At 39.9% G+C, this 19,607-nt stretch carries 16 protein-coding genes and 1 pseudogene; 12 read left to right on the top strand and 5 right to left on the bottom strand.

What is annotated here, in order from left to right; all coding sequences use genetic code 11:
- Positions 1–944 precede the first annotated feature (944 nt).
- The 9 genes and pseudogenes from RIB54_RS07995 (at position 945) to RIB54_RS07955 (ending at position 7,605) form a co-directional block, all read left to right on the top strand.
- On the top strand, positions 945–1,406 hold the full coding sequence (locus RIB54_RS07995) for a hypothetical protein (RefSeq protein WP_350100370.1): 462 nt from the start codon (positions 945–947) through the stop codon (positions 1,404–1,406).
- Between the two features lies 1 nt (position 1,407).
- Positions 1,408–2,444, top strand: a pseudogene (locus RIB54_RS07990) (serine/threonine-protein kinase).
- Between the two features lie 169 nt (positions 2,445–2,613).
- Positions 2,614–3,543 carry a S41 family peptidase gene (locus RIB54_RS07985; RefSeq protein ID WP_350100368.1) on the top strand — a complete coding sequence of 310 codons (930 nt, stop codon included), beginning with the start codon at positions 2,614–2,616 and terminating at the stop codon, positions 3,541–3,543.
- Between the two features lie 575 nt (positions 3,544–4,118).
- Complete coding sequence (locus RIB54_RS07980; protein WP_350100366.1) at positions 4,119–4,589, top strand: DnaJ domain-containing protein; 471 nt, start codon at positions 4,119–4,121, stop codon at positions 4,587–4,589.
- A gap of 22 nt (positions 4,590–4,611) precedes the next feature.
- Positions 4,612–4,908 (top strand): hypothetical protein, encoded by a 297-nt coding sequence (locus RIB54_RS07975; protein WP_350100364.1) that lies wholly within the window; start codon positions 4,612–4,614, stop codon positions 4,906–4,908.
- 156 nt (positions 4,909–5,064) lie between these two features.
- Positions 5,065–5,568, top strand: a complete 504-nt coding sequence (locus tag RIB54_RS07970) for an RNA polymerase sigma factor (RefSeq protein ID WP_350100362.1) — start codon at positions 5,065–5,067, stop codon at positions 5,566–5,568.
- Positions 5,555–5,743 (top strand): hypothetical protein, encoded by a 189-nt coding sequence (locus tag RIB54_RS07965; RefSeq protein ID WP_350100360.1) that lies wholly within the window; start codon positions 5,555–5,557, stop codon positions 5,741–5,743. Before RIB54_RS07970 ends, RIB54_RS07965 begins: the two co-directional genes overlap by 14 nt.
- A complete protein-coding gene (gene lgt / locus RIB54_RS07960; RefSeq protein WP_350100358.1) occupies positions 5,740–6,579 on the top strand; it encodes a prolipoprotein diacylglyceryl transferase in 840 nt (279 codons plus the stop codon). Before RIB54_RS07965 ends, lgt begins: the two co-directional genes overlap by 4 nt.
- 270 nt (positions 6,580–6,849) lie before the next feature.
- The gene (locus RIB54_RS07955) at positions 6,850–7,605 is read left to right on the top strand and encodes an NYN domain-containing protein (RefSeq protein ID WP_350100356.1); all 756 of its coding nucleotides are present in this window, start codon (positions 6,850–6,852) and stop codon (positions 7,603–7,605) included.
- A 40-nt stretch (positions 7,606–7,645) separates the two neighbouring features.
- On the opposite strand, the gene RIB54_RS07950 is transcribed toward RIB54_RS07955, so the two are convergent.
- Positions 7,646–9,763 (bottom strand): OmpA family protein, encoded by a 2,118-nt coding sequence (locus tag RIB54_RS07950; protein WP_350100354.1) that lies wholly within the window; start codon positions 9,761–9,763, stop codon positions 7,646–7,648.
- A 251-nt stretch (positions 9,764–10,014) separates the two neighbouring features.
- On the opposite strand from RIB54_RS07950, the gene RIB54_RS07945 reads away from it, so the two are divergent.
- Together RIB54_RS07945 and RIB54_RS07940 are read left to right on the top strand one after the other, a co-directional pair.
- Positions 10,015–11,298 carry an alkaline phosphatase family protein gene (locus tag RIB54_RS07945; RefSeq protein WP_350100352.1) on the top strand — a complete coding sequence of 428 codons (1,284 nt, stop codon included), beginning with the start codon at positions 10,015–10,017 and terminating at the stop codon, positions 11,296–11,298.
- A gap of 10 nt (positions 11,299–11,308) precedes the next feature.
- Positions 11,309–11,689 (top strand): nuclear transport factor 2-like protein, encoded by a 381-nt coding sequence (locus RIB54_RS07940; protein ID WP_350100350.1) that lies wholly within the window; start codon positions 11,309–11,311, stop codon positions 11,687–11,689.
- Positions 11,690–11,808: 119 nt separating this feature from the next.
- Here the strand turns inward: RIB54_RS07940 and RIB54_RS07935 are convergent, their stop codons facing one another.
- The 4 genes from RIB54_RS07935 to RIB54_RS07920 form a co-directional block, all read right to left on the bottom strand.
- Positions 11,809–14,289: a hypothetical protein gene (locus RIB54_RS07935; protein ID WP_350100348.1), complete on the bottom strand. Its 2,481-nt coding sequence runs from the start codon at positions 14,287–14,289 to the stop codon at positions 11,809–11,811.
- Between the two features lie 328 nt (positions 14,290–14,617).
- Positions 14,618–16,081, bottom strand: a complete 1,464-nt coding sequence (locus RIB54_RS07930; protein ID WP_350100346.1) for a M20 family peptidase — start codon at positions 16,079–16,081, stop codon at positions 14,618–14,620.
- A gap of 67 nt (positions 16,082–16,148) precedes the next feature.
- Entirely contained in the window at positions 16,149–17,099 is a 951-nt protein-coding gene (locus RIB54_RS07925) for a tetratricopeptide repeat protein (protein ID WP_350100344.1), read from the bottom strand.
- On the bottom strand, positions 17,096–18,676 hold the full coding sequence (locus tag RIB54_RS07920; protein WP_350100342.1) for an amidohydrolase family protein: 1,581 nt from the start codon (positions 18,674–18,676) through the stop codon (positions 17,096–17,098). Before RIB54_RS07920 ends, RIB54_RS07925 begins: the two co-directional genes overlap by 4 nt.
- A 298-nt stretch (positions 18,677–18,974) precedes the next feature.
- On the opposite strand from RIB54_RS07920, the gene RIB54_RS07915 reads away from it, so the two are divergent.
- Positions 18,975–19,571, top strand: coding sequence for a hypothetical protein (locus RIB54_RS07915; RefSeq protein WP_350100340.1), 597 nt, complete (start codon positions 18,975–18,977; stop codon positions 19,569–19,571).
- The last annotated feature ends 36 nt before the right edge of the window (positions 19,572–19,607 follow it).

Below are 19,607 nucleotides of genomic sequence, written 5' to 3'. Positions count from 1 at the left end.
CGTCACCTCGATGCCTTTTTAGCGAGAGGTCTCCCTATTAGTACAAGGAGACTTCTCAGTCGTGCCTCCTTCGAAGTGACGATACTTTTTAGCTTATCGTCACCTCAAATCCGCCAGTTGGTGAAGAGAAGCTTAATTCGCCCAACGTCACCTCGATGCCTTTTTTTTGGGGAGAAATCTTCTTAGTCCAACGTCACCTCGATGTCTTTTTGGCGAGAGGTCTCCCCTTAGTACAAGGAGACTTCTCAGTCGTGCCTCCTGCGAAGTGACGATCCTTTTTAGATTACCGTCACCTAGAATCCGCCAGTTGGCGGAGAGAGGTCTCCTTATTGACAACAACGAAGAACCAGGTCTCTTTTTTACGATTAGGGGACTTCTCATTGCGCTGCGCTGCATGTCGAAGTGACGATACTTTGTAGTTTTCGCCTCCTCGAATCCGCCAGTTGGTGAAGAGAAGCTTAATTCGCCCAACGTCACCTCGATGCCTTTTTGGCGAGAGGTCTCCCCTTAGTACAAGGAGACTTCTCAGTCCTGCCTCCTTCGAAGTGACGATACTTTTTAGTTTGTGTCACCTCGAATCCGCCAGTTGGCAGAGAGAGGTCTCCTCTTAAGAAACGGCACCCTTTAAATCCAGAAGCCTCCTTATAGACCCTGGACAAACATTGCCTTTTTTAAAAATTTAGGCCAAAATCTTCCAGATAGCCGATTAGGTGTTTTCACTCATTTTGTTAGGTGAAATGACCTAATACAAAAGTTAGAATATTGCCCACAGTGTATTTGGATGAGCAAATGTATTTTGACTAAGTTTTGTCAAGCGCCAACAGCATGAGGTATTTGTCTATCTTATAAAAAAAATAGCAAACATGAGTGACTGTTATCCAGATATATCTTCGGGTAGCAAGCATTAATGCTTGCTATAAGTTGTTGGCATAAATTAAAAAAACATGAGCATACTTGGAATTAGATGCAGTTCGAAGGACTTTTCCTACTGCATTATGAACGGGAAACAGGAATCCGCATCATTAGTGGAATCAGGAACAATAACATTTCCAAAAGGCTACACTGAGGCTGAAACTCAAAAATGGCTCTCTCAAGAAATTGAAGGAATAATTAAAAAGCATAATGTTTATGGTATAGGAATAAAGGGCGTTGAACCTATGGCGATGAAAGGAAGATCTTATGGTGAAAGGATGGAAAAAGAAGGAATATTTTTCTTGCAGGCAGCTCTATGTGGTGTGAAATATATCAAAAGAAAAGTTAAAAGTACAATTGCTAAAGACCTTGGAATGAAAGGTAAAGGAAAATACCTTGAAACCAAGGCAGACTTTACAAAAATTGTAGGTTATGAAAAGGCAAATAAAAATACACAAGAGTCTATTCAAGTAGCATTAAGTATGTTGAATTAATATGGCAGCAACATTTGAATTTAAAAAACGATTAGGCTCAGGGTATTTCGGGGAAGTTTGGAAGGTTCGAGATACAGGACTGAATTCAACATTTGCCTTAAAACTAATTCCACCTGAAAAAGTGATTAATCCAAATAATTTTTATCAAGAAGCACAGACTTTAAAAGCTGCCGAACATGATAACATTGTAGAAGTCTATGAAACAGGCGAAATGGATGATGGAAGGATTTATGTCAAAATGGAATTCCTTACAAATGGAAGCTTAGAAGATGAAGCAAGCGGAGCTTACATTCCCTTATCCAGAGCCAAGAAACTTATGATTGACCTTCTCCGGGGACTTGAACATGCTCATTCAAAAAAATCCTACACCGTGATATTAAACCAGCTAATATTATGATAGGAAATTCAGGTGAAGGAAAGTTATCTGATTTTGGCTTGGCGTTACCCGACATTAAGAAAGTAGATGTTTCTGTTTTGAAGAAATATCAATATTGGATGCATTTAGCTCCAGAAGTAACTTCATTATCAGATTATGACTACTTATCTGACATTTATTCATGTGGAATGACACTTTATCGACTTGTAAATGGAGACAGTTTTCTGCCTCCCCTATCAATTGGCGAAATGAGAAATAAAGCTTTAGAAGGCAAGTTTCCTAATAGAAAAGCCTATAGAGAATTTATTCCAGTGTCACTAAAAAGAGTAATAAATAAAGCTTTAAATGTTGAACCTACAGAGAGATTTGAATCAGCGGAAGAAATGCGGCATGCTTTGGAGAAAATTGACTTGAACCACAATTGGGTAGAGAATAAGTTAACAAATGGCTACAGGTGGCGATCTTCACTTGGTGGTAAGCTTGTTCAGTTGCTCAAAGTTGAGAATGGAAACAATGATTGGGAAATAGAATTAACACAGGGTAAAAGCAAAACAACTCTTAGACGAATAAATGCGGACTGCTCAAAGGGGCTAAAAAAAGCAGAAGCAGAAAAGTTAGCTAGGAGAATCTTACAAGATTACGTGACAGGAAAAAGAAAATAACTAATGCCAACAACACCTATGCGCAATGCCCTTTGGGACACTGCACAAAGCCAAACAGTTAGTCCCTACTTGTCAACTTTTCCTCTCCCCAGCTACCACCCACCCCCTATTTAACAACCTTTAACATGCTTCTGCCAACCGTATAATAAATATAGCCGTACGAGGGAGCATGAAGCAACTCTACACCGCACTTATACTGGCTTGCAGCATATTAGGCTGTCAGGCGCAAAAACCGCAACATGAAGCTTTGGTTACTGAGCTGGCCCAGGACCTGAAGCAAAACTATGTTTTCGAAAAGGAAGCCAACGCCATGCATGATGTGCTGATGGCCAACCTGCAAGAAGGAAAATATAATAACCTAGAAAAGGAAGCACTTGCCGAGGCTTTGCATGAAGACCTGCGCGCTGTAGCCAATGACAAACACCTGCGCATAAGATATGGTAACAGGCGGTCGGCACCCGGTAAGTTTGCTGGCCGGGAAATCAAGAGCCTGCCCAATGGTGTTGGAGAAGTGGAAATACTGGAGGGCAACATCGGCTACCTGGAGTTAACAGGGTTTAGCAACCCCAATGGCAGCTACAGTACTATGCTGGCAGAAAAAATGGAAAAGCTGGCCACCACCAAAGCGGTGATCTTCGATCTGAGAAATAACGGAGGTGGGTCTCCCGGAGCAGTAAGGTTATTGTCAAGCTACCTCTTCCCGGCAGGTGAAGCCGTGCACCTCAACTCCCTCTATTACCGCAACAGGGATGTAAAAACTGACTATTATACTTTCAAAGAGGTAGAAGGGCCAAGAATTGACCAACTGCCAGTCTATATCTTAACCAGCGATTTCACCTTTTCTGCAGGCGAAGAGTTTTGCTACAACTTATTAAACCTACAGCGCGCTACTTTGGTAGGCGAAACTACGGGTGGTGGTGCGCACCCGGTCAACTCTTACCAACTCCCGAAAGGTGTTGTCGCTATCATTCCTGAAGGCAGGGCCATTAACCCCATTACCCAAACCAACTGGGAAGGTGTAGGCGTGGTGCCGCATTATAAAGTAGATGAGGCAGAAGCTTTGGATAAGGCTTTGAGTTTGATTGGGGAGGAACTCTAACGTCACTTTGAAGTAAGTATGATTCGATGGCTATCGGATGGGAAGTCGCCAATTAGAATGAGGGGACTTCTCACTTCACTGCGTTCCGTATCGAAGTGACGATCCTTTTTAGATTATCGTCACCTCGAATCCCTTTAGGGTGAGAGGTCTCCTTAACAATTAGGAGACTTCCCATCCGATAAATCTAAGTTCGAAATGACTTGTAATAATTAAAGATCCGGGAAGGAATTAAAAGTGACACTCCCATAATTCCTTTCAAAATCTCTCTACCCCCTTTAAAATGGAAATATTCCTCCCTTGAGGGAAGTGAGATGGGTGTCTATTAATAACAAAGTATAAATACAACGAGCTCTTCAAAACAGCAAATACACACTCGGGTGTGAAAGGCAAAGATATCTGGCACCTTAGCTGAGATTACGGCCTAAGCATGCGGCATGACTTGAGATATAGAGGAATTCAACTTAAAAAAAGATGCAGGAGCTTAGTGCAGAATATGGGATTAAAAGTTTTATTTAGCATCTCCATAGGCCGGCTCTGTGAGCCCTTTTTTTGATCTAAAATTTCCGTCATCATAAATGAGCAATTACTACCTCACTATTTTGGAGCTCGAACCGGGAGCAACCAAAAATGACATAAAGAAAGCATACCGAAGGCTTTCAAAGAAGTATCACCCCGACCTTAACAAAAGCCCTGAAGCCCATCAAAAGTTTATAGAGCTGACAGAGGCCTATACTTTTTTAAATCAGGTAGGTCCAAGGCCACATCAGGAGCCTGTAGCTTATGACTATAACCCTGAGGTGGATGAATATGAACTGTGGCGGGAAAAGGCCAAGGCTAAAGCAAGGTATAAAGCTAAAGAAGAAGCCAAACTTCAGCGAGAACTGATCAAAAGAATATTTAATCTGTTCAGGAAATATGCTATTGGACTGATTGTTTTCAACTTGTTACTGATTATTGATATCTCCCTGCCCTATCACGACTCTGACCAAACCGTAACTTATAAGTCCCCAACCTGGCAAGGTCAGGAGAGCTTCTCCTACTTATGACATCATAGGTTTTAATGATTACATGCTGACTGTCGATAAAGGAAAGTCAGAAAATATAAGGGTGGGCCAAAAGGCTAAAGTTCGTTCAACATTCATGTTTGACAAGCCTTTGAAAGCAGGGTTTGTGGTCAACGGCAGGCACTATCAGGTAAAGCAGGTTTATAATGTATATATCGTTTTTTGGATATTGATACCGCTTACATTTCTCATTCTCTTCTTATTTCAATATCGATTTAAAACGCTTGATACAAAACTCACTTTGGTCATTTTTATGGGTTTTATCAGCTGCTATCAGATGTATTTATTTTTCTATGTCTAGCTGGGGATAAGTTAAATCCCCCTTTTAAAGGGGGAATTATCACCGAATCGTGCCTTCCTTAATTTACTGGGCTATTTCAAGTTTTAAAAAATAAATCTCATCCTGTTTGTGACAAATGAGTTCAAATTGATACTAATGAATTAAAGACAAAACATAGTGTCAATTTCCAAGCAAGATTTTATACAATTGGTAAATAGTAATCAGGGCATTATCAAAAGTGTTTGCAAAGCCTATTACTCAGACTGCGAAGATCAAAAAGATGCTTTTCAGGATATTATTTTGCAGCTGTGGAACTCCTATAAATCATTTCGGGGCGAGTCTAAAATTAGCACGTGGGTTTACAAAGTAAGCCTCAACACGCTACTCAATAAAGCTAGAAGCGATAAAAGAAAAGTCTTTACTGAACCAATCAACACTTCCCTAACTAATAAGACTAATATAGCCTACCTTGCAGATGACGATTTAGAGCTTCTAAAAGCCATCATTCAGACACTTAAAGAAGTAGACAAGGCAGTTGTTATTCTCTATCTGGAAGGTTATAAGAACAAAGAAATTGCAACCATGCTAAGTATAACCACAACTAATGTAAGCACCCGATTAAACAGGGTAAAAGCTGAATTAAAGTTAAAATTTAAAAGGGCGCATCATGAATTTAAATAATCTAAAATCGACCTGGAAGCGGTTTGTTTTTTTAAACACACTGGACAGCATAAATGAGCAATTCATTCTGGACATCATAGAACAACATGAGCGCTATGATAATAGGACACTGCCAAGGCTGGCCTTGAATGCTTCCATGTTTATTATCTTAACCACTTGCTGTCAGGGCGGATGATGGCCTTTATATATTGGGATATTGACCCTCAGATATTTCCTAATTTCGAATATTTAAGATGGTACGGATTGTTTTGGGCGATAGGAATTCTACTTGCCATACAGGTAATGCAACATATCTACAAAAAAGAAGGCTTTGCCATAGCTGATCTTGATAAACTGGTGATTTATTTGATACTGGGAATTATCATTGGAGCACGATTTGGACACATACTTTTTTACGATCCGGTTTACTACTGGCACAACCCCATTGAGATATTGCCTATAAGTTTAAAACCTGGTTTTCACTTCACCGGGCTGGCCGGGCTGGCAAGTCATGGTGGTGTACTTGGGGGATTATTAGCGCTTTATCTTTATACCCGAAAATACAAAAAGGACTTTTTATGGATCCTTGACCGGTTAGTCATTGTAGGACCGTTACTCGGTGGCTTTATACGCTTAGGCAACTTGATTAATTCAGAAATATTAGGAACCCCTACTCAACTGCCATGGGCGTTTGTATTTAGCAGAATAGATTTGGTGCCCAGGCATCCCGCCCAGCTATATGAGGCCATTTTCTACCTACTGACTTCACTCATTTTATACAAGATGTGGAAATCCAGGAAATGGCAAGAACATAAGGGCTTCCTTTTCGGGATGGGCTTTACACTGATCTTTGTTCAGCGGTTTGTCATTGAGTTTATCAAAGAAGACCAGATGGCATTTGAAGGAAGTTTATGGTTGAATATGGGACAGACATTAAGCCTGTTTATGATTGCTTTTGGTATTGGGTTGATGTTTTGGAGTCAGAAATCAACAAGGCCATTAAAGCATAGAAAGGAATCCTCCGTTGGCTAATTAGGAGACTTCTCATTTCGCTGCGCTGCATGTCGAAGTGACGATACTTTTTAGTTTTCCGTCACCTCGAATCCGCCAGTTGGCGGAGAGAGGTCTCCTGATAAGAAAGATGAGACTTCTCATCCGATAGCTATCGGATCCACTGCACTGCATCTCGAAGTGACGTGCTATTTCATTTCCTTCTTTTAAAATTTAGGTCAATATTTTCCGGAATGACAGTATAAATTCTATACATTAGCCAAATACCAACAATCCAGAAATAAATCAACTATGGAAGATAAAAAGGACTTAAAGCTGGCTGTAGTAATTGACGCTGATAATGTGCCATATGCCAATGTAAAGGGCATGATGGAAGAGATAGCCAAATATGGCGTACCCACTTTCAAGAGGATTTATGGTGACTGGACAAAGCCCAATTTAGCGGGCTGGAAAAATGTGCTGCTCGAAAATGCTATCACTCCTATTCAGCAATATGGCTATACTCAAGGTAAAAACTCTACAGATGCTGCCCTCATCATTGATGCTATGGATATTCTGTATACAGGCAAAGTAGACGGCTTTTGCATTGTTTCAAGTGATAGTGATTTTACAAGATTGGCTGTCAGACTACGAGAATCTGGTATGAAAGTGTTTGGTTTTGGAGAGCGTAAGACCCCTAACCCATTTATAGTTGCCTGCGACAAATTTATTTATCTGGAAATACTGAAAAGTAAAAATGGGGCCGAAGCTGAAGAACCCGCCTCATCTAAAAGTAAAGCCGCTGAAAAAACACCAGTGCAAGTGGACAAACAAACCATTTCATTAATATCAGCAACTGTCAACGACATAGCCGATGAAGATGGCTGGGCATTTTTGGGTGATGTGGGCAATTTGATAAATAAGAAAAAACCTGATTTTGACCCCCGAAATTTTGGGTTTGACAAGCTGACCCCTTTCATTAAATCATTGAATAAGCATTTTGACATTGATGAACGCATTACCGACAGGGCCAAGATCAAGCTGGTGTATATTAGAAATAAAAAATAGGTATAGACTAAAGCTTGTACAACTTTGGGTTGAAGAGATACTACAATATCGTAAATTCTACTCTTCTATTTTCCGCTTTCCCTTCATCCGTATCATTAGTTGCTATTGGCTTTTCTTCACCATATCCTTTTGATGTTAGTCGGTCTGATGAAATTCCTTTGTTAATTATATAGTTCTTTACTGATAGCGCTCTGGCCTCAGACAATGTTTTATTATAAGGGTCACTTCCAACATTGTCTGTATGACCATTGATTTCGATTTTCAATGTGTTTTGATCTTTGAGAATAGCTATTAATCGATCCAGCTCTGTAAATGAGGTTTCTTTAAGCTCAGACTCGTTATTGTCAAAGAAAATATTATTCAATCTAATGTTTACTCCCTTTTTCAGCGGGGTTAAATATAGGTCTTGCTTAATCGTTTTTAGTACATCTGTTTCTGTCAGATCAATGTTTTGACTAATCGAATAATACCCTTCTTTTTTCCCTAAAAATCCATACACTTTTCCATATGGAAGTGCAATTTTATATTTCCCCTCCTTAGGTTCTGAATTGGCAATGCCTATCTCTACCTCAGTATTCAGATCCTCATAAATTATTTCTGCTGCAATTGGTGATTTTGTTTCACTGTCAAAAACTCTTCCTTCTACAAAAACGATGGGTTCTGGTCTGGCAGATTCAGATAATTGAACTCTAAAAATATCGCTTTCACCAAATCCTCCGTCCTTAATTTCTGAATTTTTATATAAATAGGCGTAATCACCTTTAGCACTAATTTTAAATCCAAATTCAGAACCACTTGAATTGATGCCTCTTCCTAAGTTTTCAGGTTTACTCCAATTGGTCCAAGTATCATCTAACCGTCTGCTTACAAAAACATCTGCCCCACCTAATCCTGGTATTCCGTCAGACGAAAAATACAAGGTTTTATCATCTGAGGCAATAAAAGGGGTGTCTTCATGACTAATCGTATTAATGACACTGCCAAGACCTACTGGTTTAGACCATGTATCATCCGTCCTTTTAAAACTAACGTACAGATCGCGTCCTCCAATAGTTTCATCCCTTTGGGCAGAAATAATCAATACTTTACCACTTGTAGAAATGCTATATCCACCATATTGGTTCCTATTGTGATAATCTTCAATTTCGATATTTGTGGGCACCTCCCATCCATCAACTGTCCTTTTTGTAATACTTATTCCCCCTCCAGCACTGGATCCATCAGGTTTGTATTTATTATAAAGTAATAAGGTATTGCCATCAGGAAATGCGAAGGCAACTGTATTTTTATCTTTATTGTTAATTGGCGCTCCTATAGATTTTGCTTCAAACCAGGTACCATCATTTTCAAGAGTTGAATAATAAATGTCATAATCCTGATCTTTAAATGGAATACTCGAGTCGTTTCTGACAAAATAGAGCGTTTCTCCGTCTGGAGAAATAATAGGTGACGACTCTGCTAAATTTGAATTTATTTTAGCACCTAAGTTCTCTAACACCACATCTTCTAATGGATTATCTACAAAATTGATGTTCAAAGTAGATGTCCATACTTTTAAGTAATCAACTTGAATTTCGGCCTTTCCACCTACATAAAATCCTGTTTTCGTTGTAAAATATTTGTTGTAAGTGCTGTTTCCAATCAAAGTATTATTGATATAATACCTCAATATATTTGCTTCTCTTTCTACCCTATAGATGTTATACTCTCCTATGCCATTAACAAGTTCAGTATCCTTTATCCAGTCCGTTGTGATATGGTCCTCTTTTGAGTAAAAATGTCTTACCTTATAGTATCCATTTGATCCAAAAAATAAGTCTCTATAATTTGAAAAATCATTGTAGATACAATGCCTAAAGCTCAATGCAATTTCAGGCGCTCCTGCTGTTATTTTTATTTTTGCTTCAAGTGTAAAGTTCTCTGAGTTAAAATCAATATTTGGTAGGTCTAAATAGAAATATTTTGATGTTTTTTCATTCTTATGATTAATAATGTAATGCCCGTTTTTAACTGTGACTTCGTCATCATCATCATTTTTTTCAACCCAAGCATTTGAGTTATCATTAAACTCTTCTTCAAAATGCAATTTCCCATAATCTTGAGCTATCGAATTGGTATATAGCACGATAGCAACTAGTAGAGCGAGTGTTTTTTTCAAAGTAAGTTATTTTAATTTGAAGCAAAATATTAAAAAAAGTTTAACCAATTATCTGTCAGCATAGTTTTATTTGTTGGAATTAGTCTTTGTACAGTCTTGGAAAAATAGGTTGGACAAGGTTTGACTATTCTTAACATTAAGAAGATGTTAAAGCGATATCATAACAAATATGATTCGTTAACTTTCCACCTCAAAATCGACCAATGGATTTAGCAGTAATCAACTGGTGACTGCCAAAAATTAACTCCAAAATGATTAAAAGAAATATTTTGTCCCTTTTTATTGTATCGATAAGCGCATTGCTTTTATCGTGTATTCAACTAGGCAAGAACGGTACAGATAGCACAGTAAACACCAATTCAGACGAATCTGTGCGAAAACCCTACCTTATTTTAATTTCCCTAGATGGCTTTCGCTGGGATTATGTTGAAAGGTTTCAACCTCCAAACCTAATGGCCTTTATTCAAAATGGAGTAAAAGCAGAATCGCTCATCCCGTCATTCCCGTCCAAAACCTTTCCCAACCATTATACCATTGCCACAGGCCTATACCCTGACAAGCATGGCATCGTAGGCAACACATTTTATAATTATGAGAAAGAAGTAACTTATACTACAGGCAACCGCCAGTTGGTGCAAGATGGCAGTTTTTATGGAGGATCGCCCATTTGGGTTCAGGCTAAAAAGGCTAATATGGTTAGTGCGAGCTACTTTTTTGTTGGAACGGAAGCCGACATTCATGGCAGCCATCCGGATTATTATCATAATTATGACGGCAGTATAAAAAACAGTCAGCGCATTGATGAAGCAATAAAATGGCTAGAGATGCCTGAGAAAAACAGGCCCCATTTGATTACCATGTATTTTTCTGATATGGATGATGTTGGCCATAAATATGGGCCGACCAATGACAAAGAACTAAAAACGGTGCTCTTTGAGCTTGATCGCAATCTTGGAGATTTGTTTAGCAGAACTGCTGCCACTAAACTTCCGATAAACATCATAATAGTTTCTGATCATGGTATGGCCAATGTACCTACCCCTAATATGATGCCTATAGAAAACCTGGACAACAGCAACCTATATTCAATAATTAACAATGGTGCCATTCTAAATGTACACCCTAAAGATGGTGTTAAAACAGACTCTGTCTATCAATATTTAAAAATGAAAGAGAATAATTTTAAGGTATATAGAACTGAAAATACGCCACAATTTGAAACTAAACCAGTCAACAAGGATTGGGGAAGTATCCAAATCATTCCAAATTTCGGATACTATTTCAATTCAAGGAAAAGTATTGAGCAGTTAAAAAAATATTCTATTGAGCTGACAGGTGTACATGGGTATGACCCTGAGTACAAGGACATGCATGGTATTTTTTATGCCAATGGCCCGGCATTTAAAATAGGGTATACCGTGCCTTCGGTCAAAAACATTCACATATACCCTTTAATGTGCGAGATTTTAGGTTTAGAGATTCCTGATGATATTGATGGAAGATTGGACCAACTTGAAGATGTGCTGAAAAAATAAAAATATAACTATGCCCATAATCAATGTAAAAACAGATTGCGGAAACGCTCCTAAAAGGGAGTTTTTAAAAAACTTTAGAATTGCAATGGCCAAAGGCAACCACGGTTTTCTTTTAAATAGTGTTACCGATGATATCGTTTGGAATGTAGTTGGAGGGAAATTAACAGAGGGAAAGGACAGTTACTCAAAAGAATTAAAGCAGGTGCTTTCCAATGACACCAAAGTGCTGACAATCCATCAAATCTTGTCTCACGGAAAAGAAGGTGCCATTAATGGAACGATAGAAACAGAAACTGGAGATGTAATCGAGTTTTCTGAATTCTATGTATTTCAGGGAGCAAAGGGTGATAAAATCAAATCCATTATCACTTATCTGATACAGGTAAAATGATTTTTTGCTCTGGCCCTACTATTTTTAAGTCCCCTTTATCCTTGTTTAAATTCACATCATAAATATTTAAAATAAACCTGACTGTCTTTGCAAACGGTCAGGTTTATTTACTTAAGCACTTAGTTCTTAATACAACGAACAGATTTACCATGTCCACGTGGATCAGAACCATCAGCGGCCTCAGTATCCCAAATATTTAAATAATAGACTTTCTTATCAGAAGTATTAGGAACAATAAGCGAGCTCGACCAGTATATGCCATTGGTGCCAACTTGTTGAATTGTACCTTCAAGGTCGCGATTACCTGCAAGAGGCAGTTTTAAAGCCGATCCAAATGCGCCTGCAGCATCAGTGCTGCTCCAACTTTCACGTTCAGCCTTCCATTCGCTTTCAGTAGGAACCCTAAATCCTGTCGGACATACATTATTAGTCCCTCCTGTGCTAGTCCACATATTATCGTTTTGTGGATTTCTCCAATCGCCAGGAAAGAAAATAAAGGCAATATAATCACTATGTCCCGGTATATCGCTGGTTGCTTGAGTGGTTCTAGTTCCTGATGTTCTGGATTCATGCCCATCGGTTCTTCTGCCCCATTGGTATAAACTACCATAAGAAGCTGCATCCGTGCTGCTTGTTGCTACCCTTGAAGCACCTAAGTTTCTATCCATCCAAATTCTACCGGTCGTTGGGTTATAAACTTCGTTAGTGCCCAATGCCGGATATGTGGTAAAACTTACTTGATCCCCGTAGGCTGTGCCGGCACTATTGGTAGCATAAGCACGTACAAAATATTGAGTTTCTGGACTCAACCCTGTTAAGGAACTGGTAAATGACCCTGTACCTGTGCCATCAGTGGTCTTGCCTGACGAATTGATGGTCGGATTTGAAGATTGACTCCAAACAATTCCACGTGTAGTCGTTGCATTACCATCTGATGTTACTTGACCACCTCCTGATGCTGTAGTGGAGTTAACATTAGTGATTACTTTGGTGGTAACTGTTGGAAGAACGGGTGCTTCCAAAGTTTGAAAAGTCAACTCATTACCATAAGCCGTGCCTGCACTATTGGTGGCATAAGCTCTCACAAAATAGGTTGTATTCTCATTAAGTTGAGTAAGAGCACTTGAAAACACCCCCGTTCCTGTTCCGTTCTCAGTTTTGGATGTCAGCTCTATTGTTGGAGCTGTTGTAGTTCCCCAAACAATACCACGAGCAGTTACTGTTGCATTACCATCAGAGGTTACTTCTCCTCCCCCTGCTGCTGATTCAAAAGTAATAGCTGTGATTGCTCCTGTAGTAATTGTTGGAACAACTGCTTCTTCTAAAGTTTGAAATGTTAACTCATCAGCATAGGCCGTACCTGCGCTATTGGTGGCATACGCTCGCACAAAATAGGTTGTACTTGCTGATAGCCCGGTTATGGTAGCAGAAAAAACTCCTGTTCCTGTTCCGTTCTCAGTTTTGGTCGTCAGCTCTATTGTTGGTGCAGTAGTAGTACCCCAAACAATTCCACGAGCAGTGACCGATGCATTACCATCAGAGATAATATCACCTCCACTAATTGCCGTGGTTGTAGTAATGTCACTTACAACAGATGTTGTCAAAGTAGCGGGCTCAACAGTCGGTGCCGCAGTCACAAAACTAACTTCATTGCCATATGCTGTTCCTGCACTATTTGTAGCATATGCCCTCACAAAATATTCAGTTTCTGGCTCTAGGTCAGTGATTGAACTTTCATAGGCACCAAGACCAGTTCCATCGCTGGTTTTCGTGTCTAATTCAATAGTTGGAGCAGTAGCAACTCCCCACACTATACCACGAGCTGTTACTTCTGATATCCCTTCAGATGTAACTTCTCCTCCGCCAGTCGCAGTGTTGTCAGTAATATTGGTAATTTCCGCTGTCGATAAAATCGGTAAATCAGAACTTGTCATAAAACTAACCTCATTGCCATAGGCAGTTCCTGCACTGTTCGTAGCATATGCCCTTACAAAATACTCTGTACCCGCATCCAGCTCAATAATTAAACTGGTATAGGTGCCTGACCCTGTGCCGTCTGAGGTTTTTGTAGCTAAATCTATTGTGGGTTCAGAAGTTAAACCCCAAACAACCCCGCGTGCTGTAATATCAGCATTTCCATTAGAGGTAATAACACCACCTCCTGTGGCTGTCGAATTTGTTATTGCCGAAATATCAGTTGTAGTTAATGTAGGTAGTTCGGCTAGCGTTGTAAAACTAACTTCATTGCCATAAGCTGTGCCAGCACTATTAGTAGCATACCCTCGCACAAAATAGGTTGTATTTGAAGTAAGCCCGGTGATTTCTACATTAAATGGGCTAGTTGCCGTTGAAGTTGCTCTCACAGACCTGTTACTTGTAGTTGGTGCAGGACTTTCTGAATAAACAATTCCAAACTCAGTGACACTCTCTGCCACACTCGTTACAATGCCTCCCGCAGATGCTGAATTGGAGGTTATATCAGTAATTGACGAGGTTGTTAAAGTAACCAATGGTGTTGAATCTTCTGAGTCATCACTACAACTTGCCAGCTGTATTAGAAAACCCAGGAATAGGATTGATATCAATAATTTAAGTTTCATATCTGTACTTTTAGGTGGAAAACATGAAACTAACACCCTTTTATTGGATAGGTGAGCCAAATGGGATTAACAGATGATTTTTGTAAATGAAGTGTCAATTTCTGTAGTGTACCAGAAGAATAGGTCAGAGCTTATTAAAGCACCCATGATTGCAGAATGACATCAAAATAAAACATTAGAAGCTAAAATATGGCACTTCAAGCCTGTCAATTTCAACAGCCTTGGTCTGTAGTCCAGAGCCCATTTGAAGAAATCCAACTTTACTATGCCAGAATTCTAAGGCCAGTTATGCCGTAAAGCACACATGATAATAAAGTGATACTTAAATTTATAATGCCCTACCACTATTCTTAATCAGTTGGTAATAAAAACGAACAGCATCTTCAAAATCAGCTACAGGTAAGCGCTCATCTATTCCATGAAAAGTTGAGATATTCTCATTATTTAAATGAAAAGGTGTAAATCGATAAATGTTATCACAGATCTCATAATAATGCCTGGAATCCGTAGCACCGATCACTAAATTAGGTGTTATCAATACCTCCGGAAAAATCTCTTTGATAGTCTTCTCTAATGAGATATAGCCAAATGCATCAGTAGGTGAGGCCCTTGGAGGTTCACTGGCAAAATCGCCAATCTCCACCTTGATGCGCTCATCATCAATTACCTCAACCACGTGGTTTCGCACTTCTTCAATACTTGAACCTGGTAATATCCTAAAGTTGACTGATGCCTTGGCCTGATAGGGAATGACATTGTCTTTTACTCCTGCATTTATAATAGTAGGAGCAGTTGTAGTTCTAATCAATGCATTTCCAGAAGGTGTTTTAGAATAGGTGCTCATAATCATACTTTCAAATAACCACGGATTGGCAAAGGCCATCTTTTGCACAAATGGCATTTCAGGGCCTGCATAGGTCATAAAATCCTTCACTGGCTGACTCAACTCTACTGGAAATAGGTTATCCTTGAGTTTTACAATAGCCCTGGACAAAATATCAATGGCCGATTCAGGAGCTGGCATAGAAGAATGTCCTCCAGCGATATCAATAGTTAAATTGTATGTTACAAACCCTTTTTCGGCTGTACCTATCAAGGCCACTTCTTTTTCAATGCCGGGGATCATCCCTTTGGTTATGGCAAAACCTTCATCCACCACATATTCAGCCTCAACTCCCTTCTCTTTGAGGTAGTTAACAATAGGAATAGCTCCATTCACCCCACCCAATTCTTCATCATGACCATAGCAAAAATAGATGGTGCGTTCAGGGCTGAAGCCTTCACCTAAAAGCAATTCCAGCGCTTCCATATTACCAATCACACTAATTTTATCATCAATGGCACCCCTGCCCCAGATTTGGCCATCTTTAATTTCCCCTCCAAAAGGATCAGCCGACCATTTACTTCTATTCTCTTGCGGTACTGGCACCACGTCAAGGTGGCCCATGAAAATAACAGGTTTCAATGTTTCATTGGTACCTGCCAGTTTCATCACCATGCTGTATTCATTGATATAGTTAATCTCCAAAAGCGAATCAGTAAGAGGATAGGTGTCCTTGACGAATTTTTTAAAATTATCGAATGCCGTAGAATCAAAGTCCGCTGGATTGGCATTGGATATTGTAGGTATCTGAATGGCCTGAGACATATGATCCTTAGCCGTAGCAGGAATATCGATCTTAGCCACCGGTTCTACTTGTATTTGTTTTGACTTAAAAGTGAAGGTGTTATACAATACAACAGATGCCAGTACAATTGCCACCAGCAGTATAAATAAGAGTATTTTCTTCATGTTATGTTCTGATTATGTCTGATTGGATGTGTATTTTATAAAATTGACCTATGATAGTTTTAAACAGTTATTTCAACCTCATCATATCAGCCTCTGCAGCTATATATCCAAATGCCGACCAATGCTTTCCGTCCAGTACTACAGAGAAAATTTCCTTAGCTTTTACACTATCACCTTGAGTCAGGTAGTAATTGGCAACACCATATCCTTGCGTGGCAATGGCGAGATCGTAATCTGCGCGGCCTTCAACATCCAAAACCTCTTCAGGTGCCAACTCGCCTTTGTACATAAGCAGTCTTTTGAGATAGCTGTCATTTTCGATAATCTTCAGCTCATCAGTAATATCAGCTAACAAGGCAGTAGCAGCTTCCTCCTTACCCATTCTAATAAGTGTCATGTACAACCAATCAGAGGTAGCTACGAGCAGATCATCATTTACAGAGGTTTCCATGCATTTTTGATAAGCTTCTGCCGCCAATTCATAGTCTCCTTTTAGGTAATATGCCAGTGCTAAATGATACCATACATTAAACTGCGTGGACGATAGAGGCTGGTTTATTTTATTCGGAATGCCATCAGGTTCTATTTCCAGTGTGTCTTTTGGCATTAGTTCAGCAGCCTTTAAAAAGTCGGCAATGGCCATATCTAACTTTCGGGTAGAGAGATATCGGTGGCCTCGGTGCCTGTAAAGTCTATAGCTATTAGGGTATTGGCCAATACCTTCAGTAAAGGTTTTTATAGCCTCATTATATTTGGACATGTAGGCCTGTCTGCGTCCCAGCCAGATACAATTAATTTCTGTTGCGCCACTATCAAAATTCTGTTGCGCCACTGCCAAGTTACTATCCAGCCTCGCTTGCTGCTTTTCAGAATAAACAGATTGAGGCAATTCGGTACCATCTAATGCAAAAACCACATTAGTGATGCTATCAGGTGCGTTATTATCAGCAGCTTCCTGTTTTGGCTTGTGGCATGACAACAGCGTCAAACTCACTACTGTTACAAAAATATATTTCATTTCTCTCCTGGTTGTTTAATTTCAAATCCTGTTTTAGCCTTCTCCTCGGCCACCATTTTCGCTACATCAGCCAATAGTGCTTTCGCATCATATACAATACCATCCTTAACCGTATATTTTACTCCCCCTACTCTAACCACTTCATTATCCTCAGTCAATTTAATGGCACCTGTGCCATATAATACTTTCAGGTTGGCCAATGGATTTTCTTCTACTATCACAAAATCAGCCAGCTTGCCCACTTCCACAGTTCCTATTTTATCATCCATGCCTAAAAGCTCAGCACCGTTTAATGTAGCCGCCCTGATCACCTCCAAGGGATGAAAGCCTGCTTCTCTCAACAGCTCCAGCTCGCGGATATAGGCAAATCCATACAGTTGGAAAATAAATCCAGAATCAGAACCAGCGGTTACTCTACCTCCTCTGTTTTTGTATTCGTTGATAAAGGTCATCCATAGCCGGTAATTATTTTTCCAATCAACCTCCTCTTCAGTGCCCCAGTAATGCCAGTAAGAACCATGTGAAATTTTGCTTGGCTGGTAGAACTCCCATAGTGACGGCATCGTGTAGGTTTCGTGCCATTCCGCCCTTCTTGCCCGCATCAAGTCACGGCTAGCTTCATAGATATTAAAGGTTGGGTCAAGTGTAAAATCAAGCTCCAACAATTCATTCATCACCTCACTCCACTTTTCAGAATATGGAGGAGCAGCCTGCTTCCATAAGCGGCCAGCCTCACCAAACCTGTGCTGCTCATTATTATAATTATAATCCAGCGGATAATCCTGAACGGTACGATCTGCAAACAAGGCCTCTGGTAACCCATACCAGTGTTCCATAGAAGTAAGACCTGCTCTAGCAGAATTTAAAACATTCCATCTGGCCACATCCATTTGCGCATGGTGACATGCAGACCCAAGGCCTAGTTTTTTATTTTCGTCTAATGCAGCGGCCATAATATCAGGACTGGCTCCAAAGAACTTGATACCATCAGCTCCCTTTTTCGCATTGCTTTGCACCCATGCCCTTGCCATTTCAGGTGAACTGATAGGCTTATCGCTACCCATTCCAAATGCGGTATAGGCCTTTATCCGTGGCGCAGTTATTTCGTTTTTCTCACTTTTATTCTTTTGGTCAAGCACCCAATCCAAACCATTACCAGCAGAAGGATCCCTTACCGTGGTTACCCCATGCGCCATCCATAATTTAAAAACATATTCTGCATTGGCGCCTTGAGCTTTGCCCCCAATATGGGCATGGGAGTCAACAAAACCGGGCATCAAATACATCCCATTAGCATCCAGCTCTTTTCCTCCGGCTTTTAGCTGCGGCCTTCTTGCAGGATCAATTTCAACACCGGGATAGCCCACCGTTTTTATATCTACAATCGTATTTTTCTCAACAACAATATCCACCGGCCCTGTGGGGGGTGCCCCATTGCCATTGATCAGCATAACACCACGGATAATGAGTTGCGACCATGGACCGTCACCCTCTGCCCTTGCCGGTGCCTTTTCTACCTGTGCGTAAAGGCTAATTGATACTAAAAATGCCAGAATGATTGATATCTTGAATTTCATGTGTATAGTGTTTGTTCTCAACGGTCATATGCAATTCACATTATCCTATTCATCCCTTGGTAAGTATAACTAGGGATTCCAGGTTAATGCTCATTTCATGTTTAGGAAGTTTAATCATTCAAGATAAGGAAGAAGATTTAAAATTCTTCGGATTTATTTCATGAGCGGTGAAATAGGGTGAATTACAGAGATCACTAAAATTATTTTTTATACTGACTTGTCCTTAGTATAAATTATTCCTAACTTATAAATTATTAAAGATAGTAAGTGAGTACTCACTTATGTAAAATTCAAACCAATGAAATCATTCTATACATGGCAAAGCATTACCTTATTATTAATAATAATTGCACTGGTGTCTTTTAAAAACATTAGTTCTGAAAGCGCAGAAGAAAATGTATCTGTCAACCCTGATGCCGAAGCTGCTTTTCATACTATGATGGATGTTTTGACACATAAAAGATGTGTTAACTGCCATCCAAATGATAATGTTCCAAAGCAGGGTGAAGACAGTCACGCCCATAGGTTTGATATTACCAGATCAAATGCGGTTGGTGCTACCAACTGCAATACCTGTCATCAGTCGTCCAACAATAATTACTCTGGTGTGCCTGGCGCACCCGAATGGGCGCTGGCACCTCAAAGTATGGCTTGGGAAGGACTTAACAGGTATGAAATTGCCAGGGTAATGATGGACAAATCAAAAAATGGCAATAGAACAGTGAATGATCTTATGCACCACCTTACGGAACATGAACTGGTACTTTGGGCGTGGGATCCTGGTATCGATGCTGAAGGCAATGCCAGAGAGCTACCGCCAGTATCGAAGGAAGATTATATTGAAGCAGTAAAAAAATGGGTTGATGCCGGAGCAATTATCCCTGAAGAAAAATGACAGTGCAATTGTTTCAAAGTATGACTTTGTTAGACT

Origin of the sequence: Fulvivirga sp. (genome assembly GCF_040218215.1) — a bacterium.
Taxonomy (GTDB): Bacteria; Bacteroidota; Bacteroidia; order Cytophagales; family Cyclobacteriaceae; genus Fulvivirga.
Note: the sequence above shows the minus strand (reverse complement) of the source record. Positions and strands in the feature narration are given on the sequence as shown.

Excerpts from the sequence above, each read along its gene's own strand:
- RIB54_RS07995 (WP_350100370.1), top strand. The coding sequence starts at position 945 with ATGAGCATACTTGGAATTAGATGCAGTTCGAAGGACTTTTCCTACTGC.
- RIB54_RS07985 (WP_350100368.1), top strand. The coding sequence starts at position 2,614 with ATGAAGCAACTCTACACCGCACTTATACTGGCTTGCAGCATATTAGGC.
- RIB54_RS07980 (WP_350100366.1), top strand. The coding sequence starts at position 4,119 with ATGAGCAATTACTACCTCACTATTTTGGAGCTCGAACCGGGAGCAACC.
- RIB54_RS07975 (WP_350100364.1), top strand. The coding sequence starts at position 4,612 with ATGCTGACTGTCGATAAAGGAAAGTCAGAAAATATAAGGGTGGGCCAA.
- RIB54_RS07965 (WP_350100360.1), top strand. The coding sequence starts at position 5,555 with ATGAATTTAAATAATCTAAAATCGACCTGGAAGCGGTTTGTTTTTTTA.
- lgt (WP_350100358.1), top strand. The coding sequence starts at position 5,740 with ATGATGGCCTTTATATATTGGGATATTGACCCTCAGATATTTCCTAAT.
- RIB54_RS07955 (WP_350100356.1), top strand. The coding sequence starts at position 6,850 with ATGGAAGATAAAAAGGACTTAAAGCTGGCTGTAGTAATTGACGCTGAT.
- RIB54_RS07945 (WP_350100352.1), top strand. The coding sequence starts at position 10,015 with ATGATTAAAAGAAATATTTTGTCCCTTTTTATTGTATCGATAAGCGCA.
- RIB54_RS07940 (WP_350100350.1), top strand. The coding sequence starts at position 11,309 with ATGCCCATAATCAATGTAAAAACAGATTGCGGAAACGCTCCTAAAAGG.
- RIB54_RS07935 (WP_350100348.1), bottom strand. The coding sequence starts at position 14,289 with ATGAAACTTAAATTATTGATATCAATCCTATTCCTGGGTTTTCTAATA.
- RIB54_RS07930 (WP_350100346.1), bottom strand. The coding sequence starts at position 16,081 with ATGAAGAAAATACTCTTATTTATACTGCTGGTGGCAATTGTACTGGCA.
- RIB54_RS07925 (WP_350100344.1), bottom strand. The coding sequence starts at position 17,099 with ATGAAATATATTTTTGTAACAGTAGTGAGTTTGACGCTGTTGTCATGC.
- RIB54_RS07920 (WP_350100342.1), bottom strand. The coding sequence starts at position 18,676 with ATGAAATTCAAGATATCAATCATTCTGGCATTTTTAGTATCAATTAGC.
- RIB54_RS07915 (WP_350100340.1), top strand. The coding sequence starts at position 18,975 with ATGAAATCATTCTATACATGGCAAAGCATTACCTTATTATTAATAATA.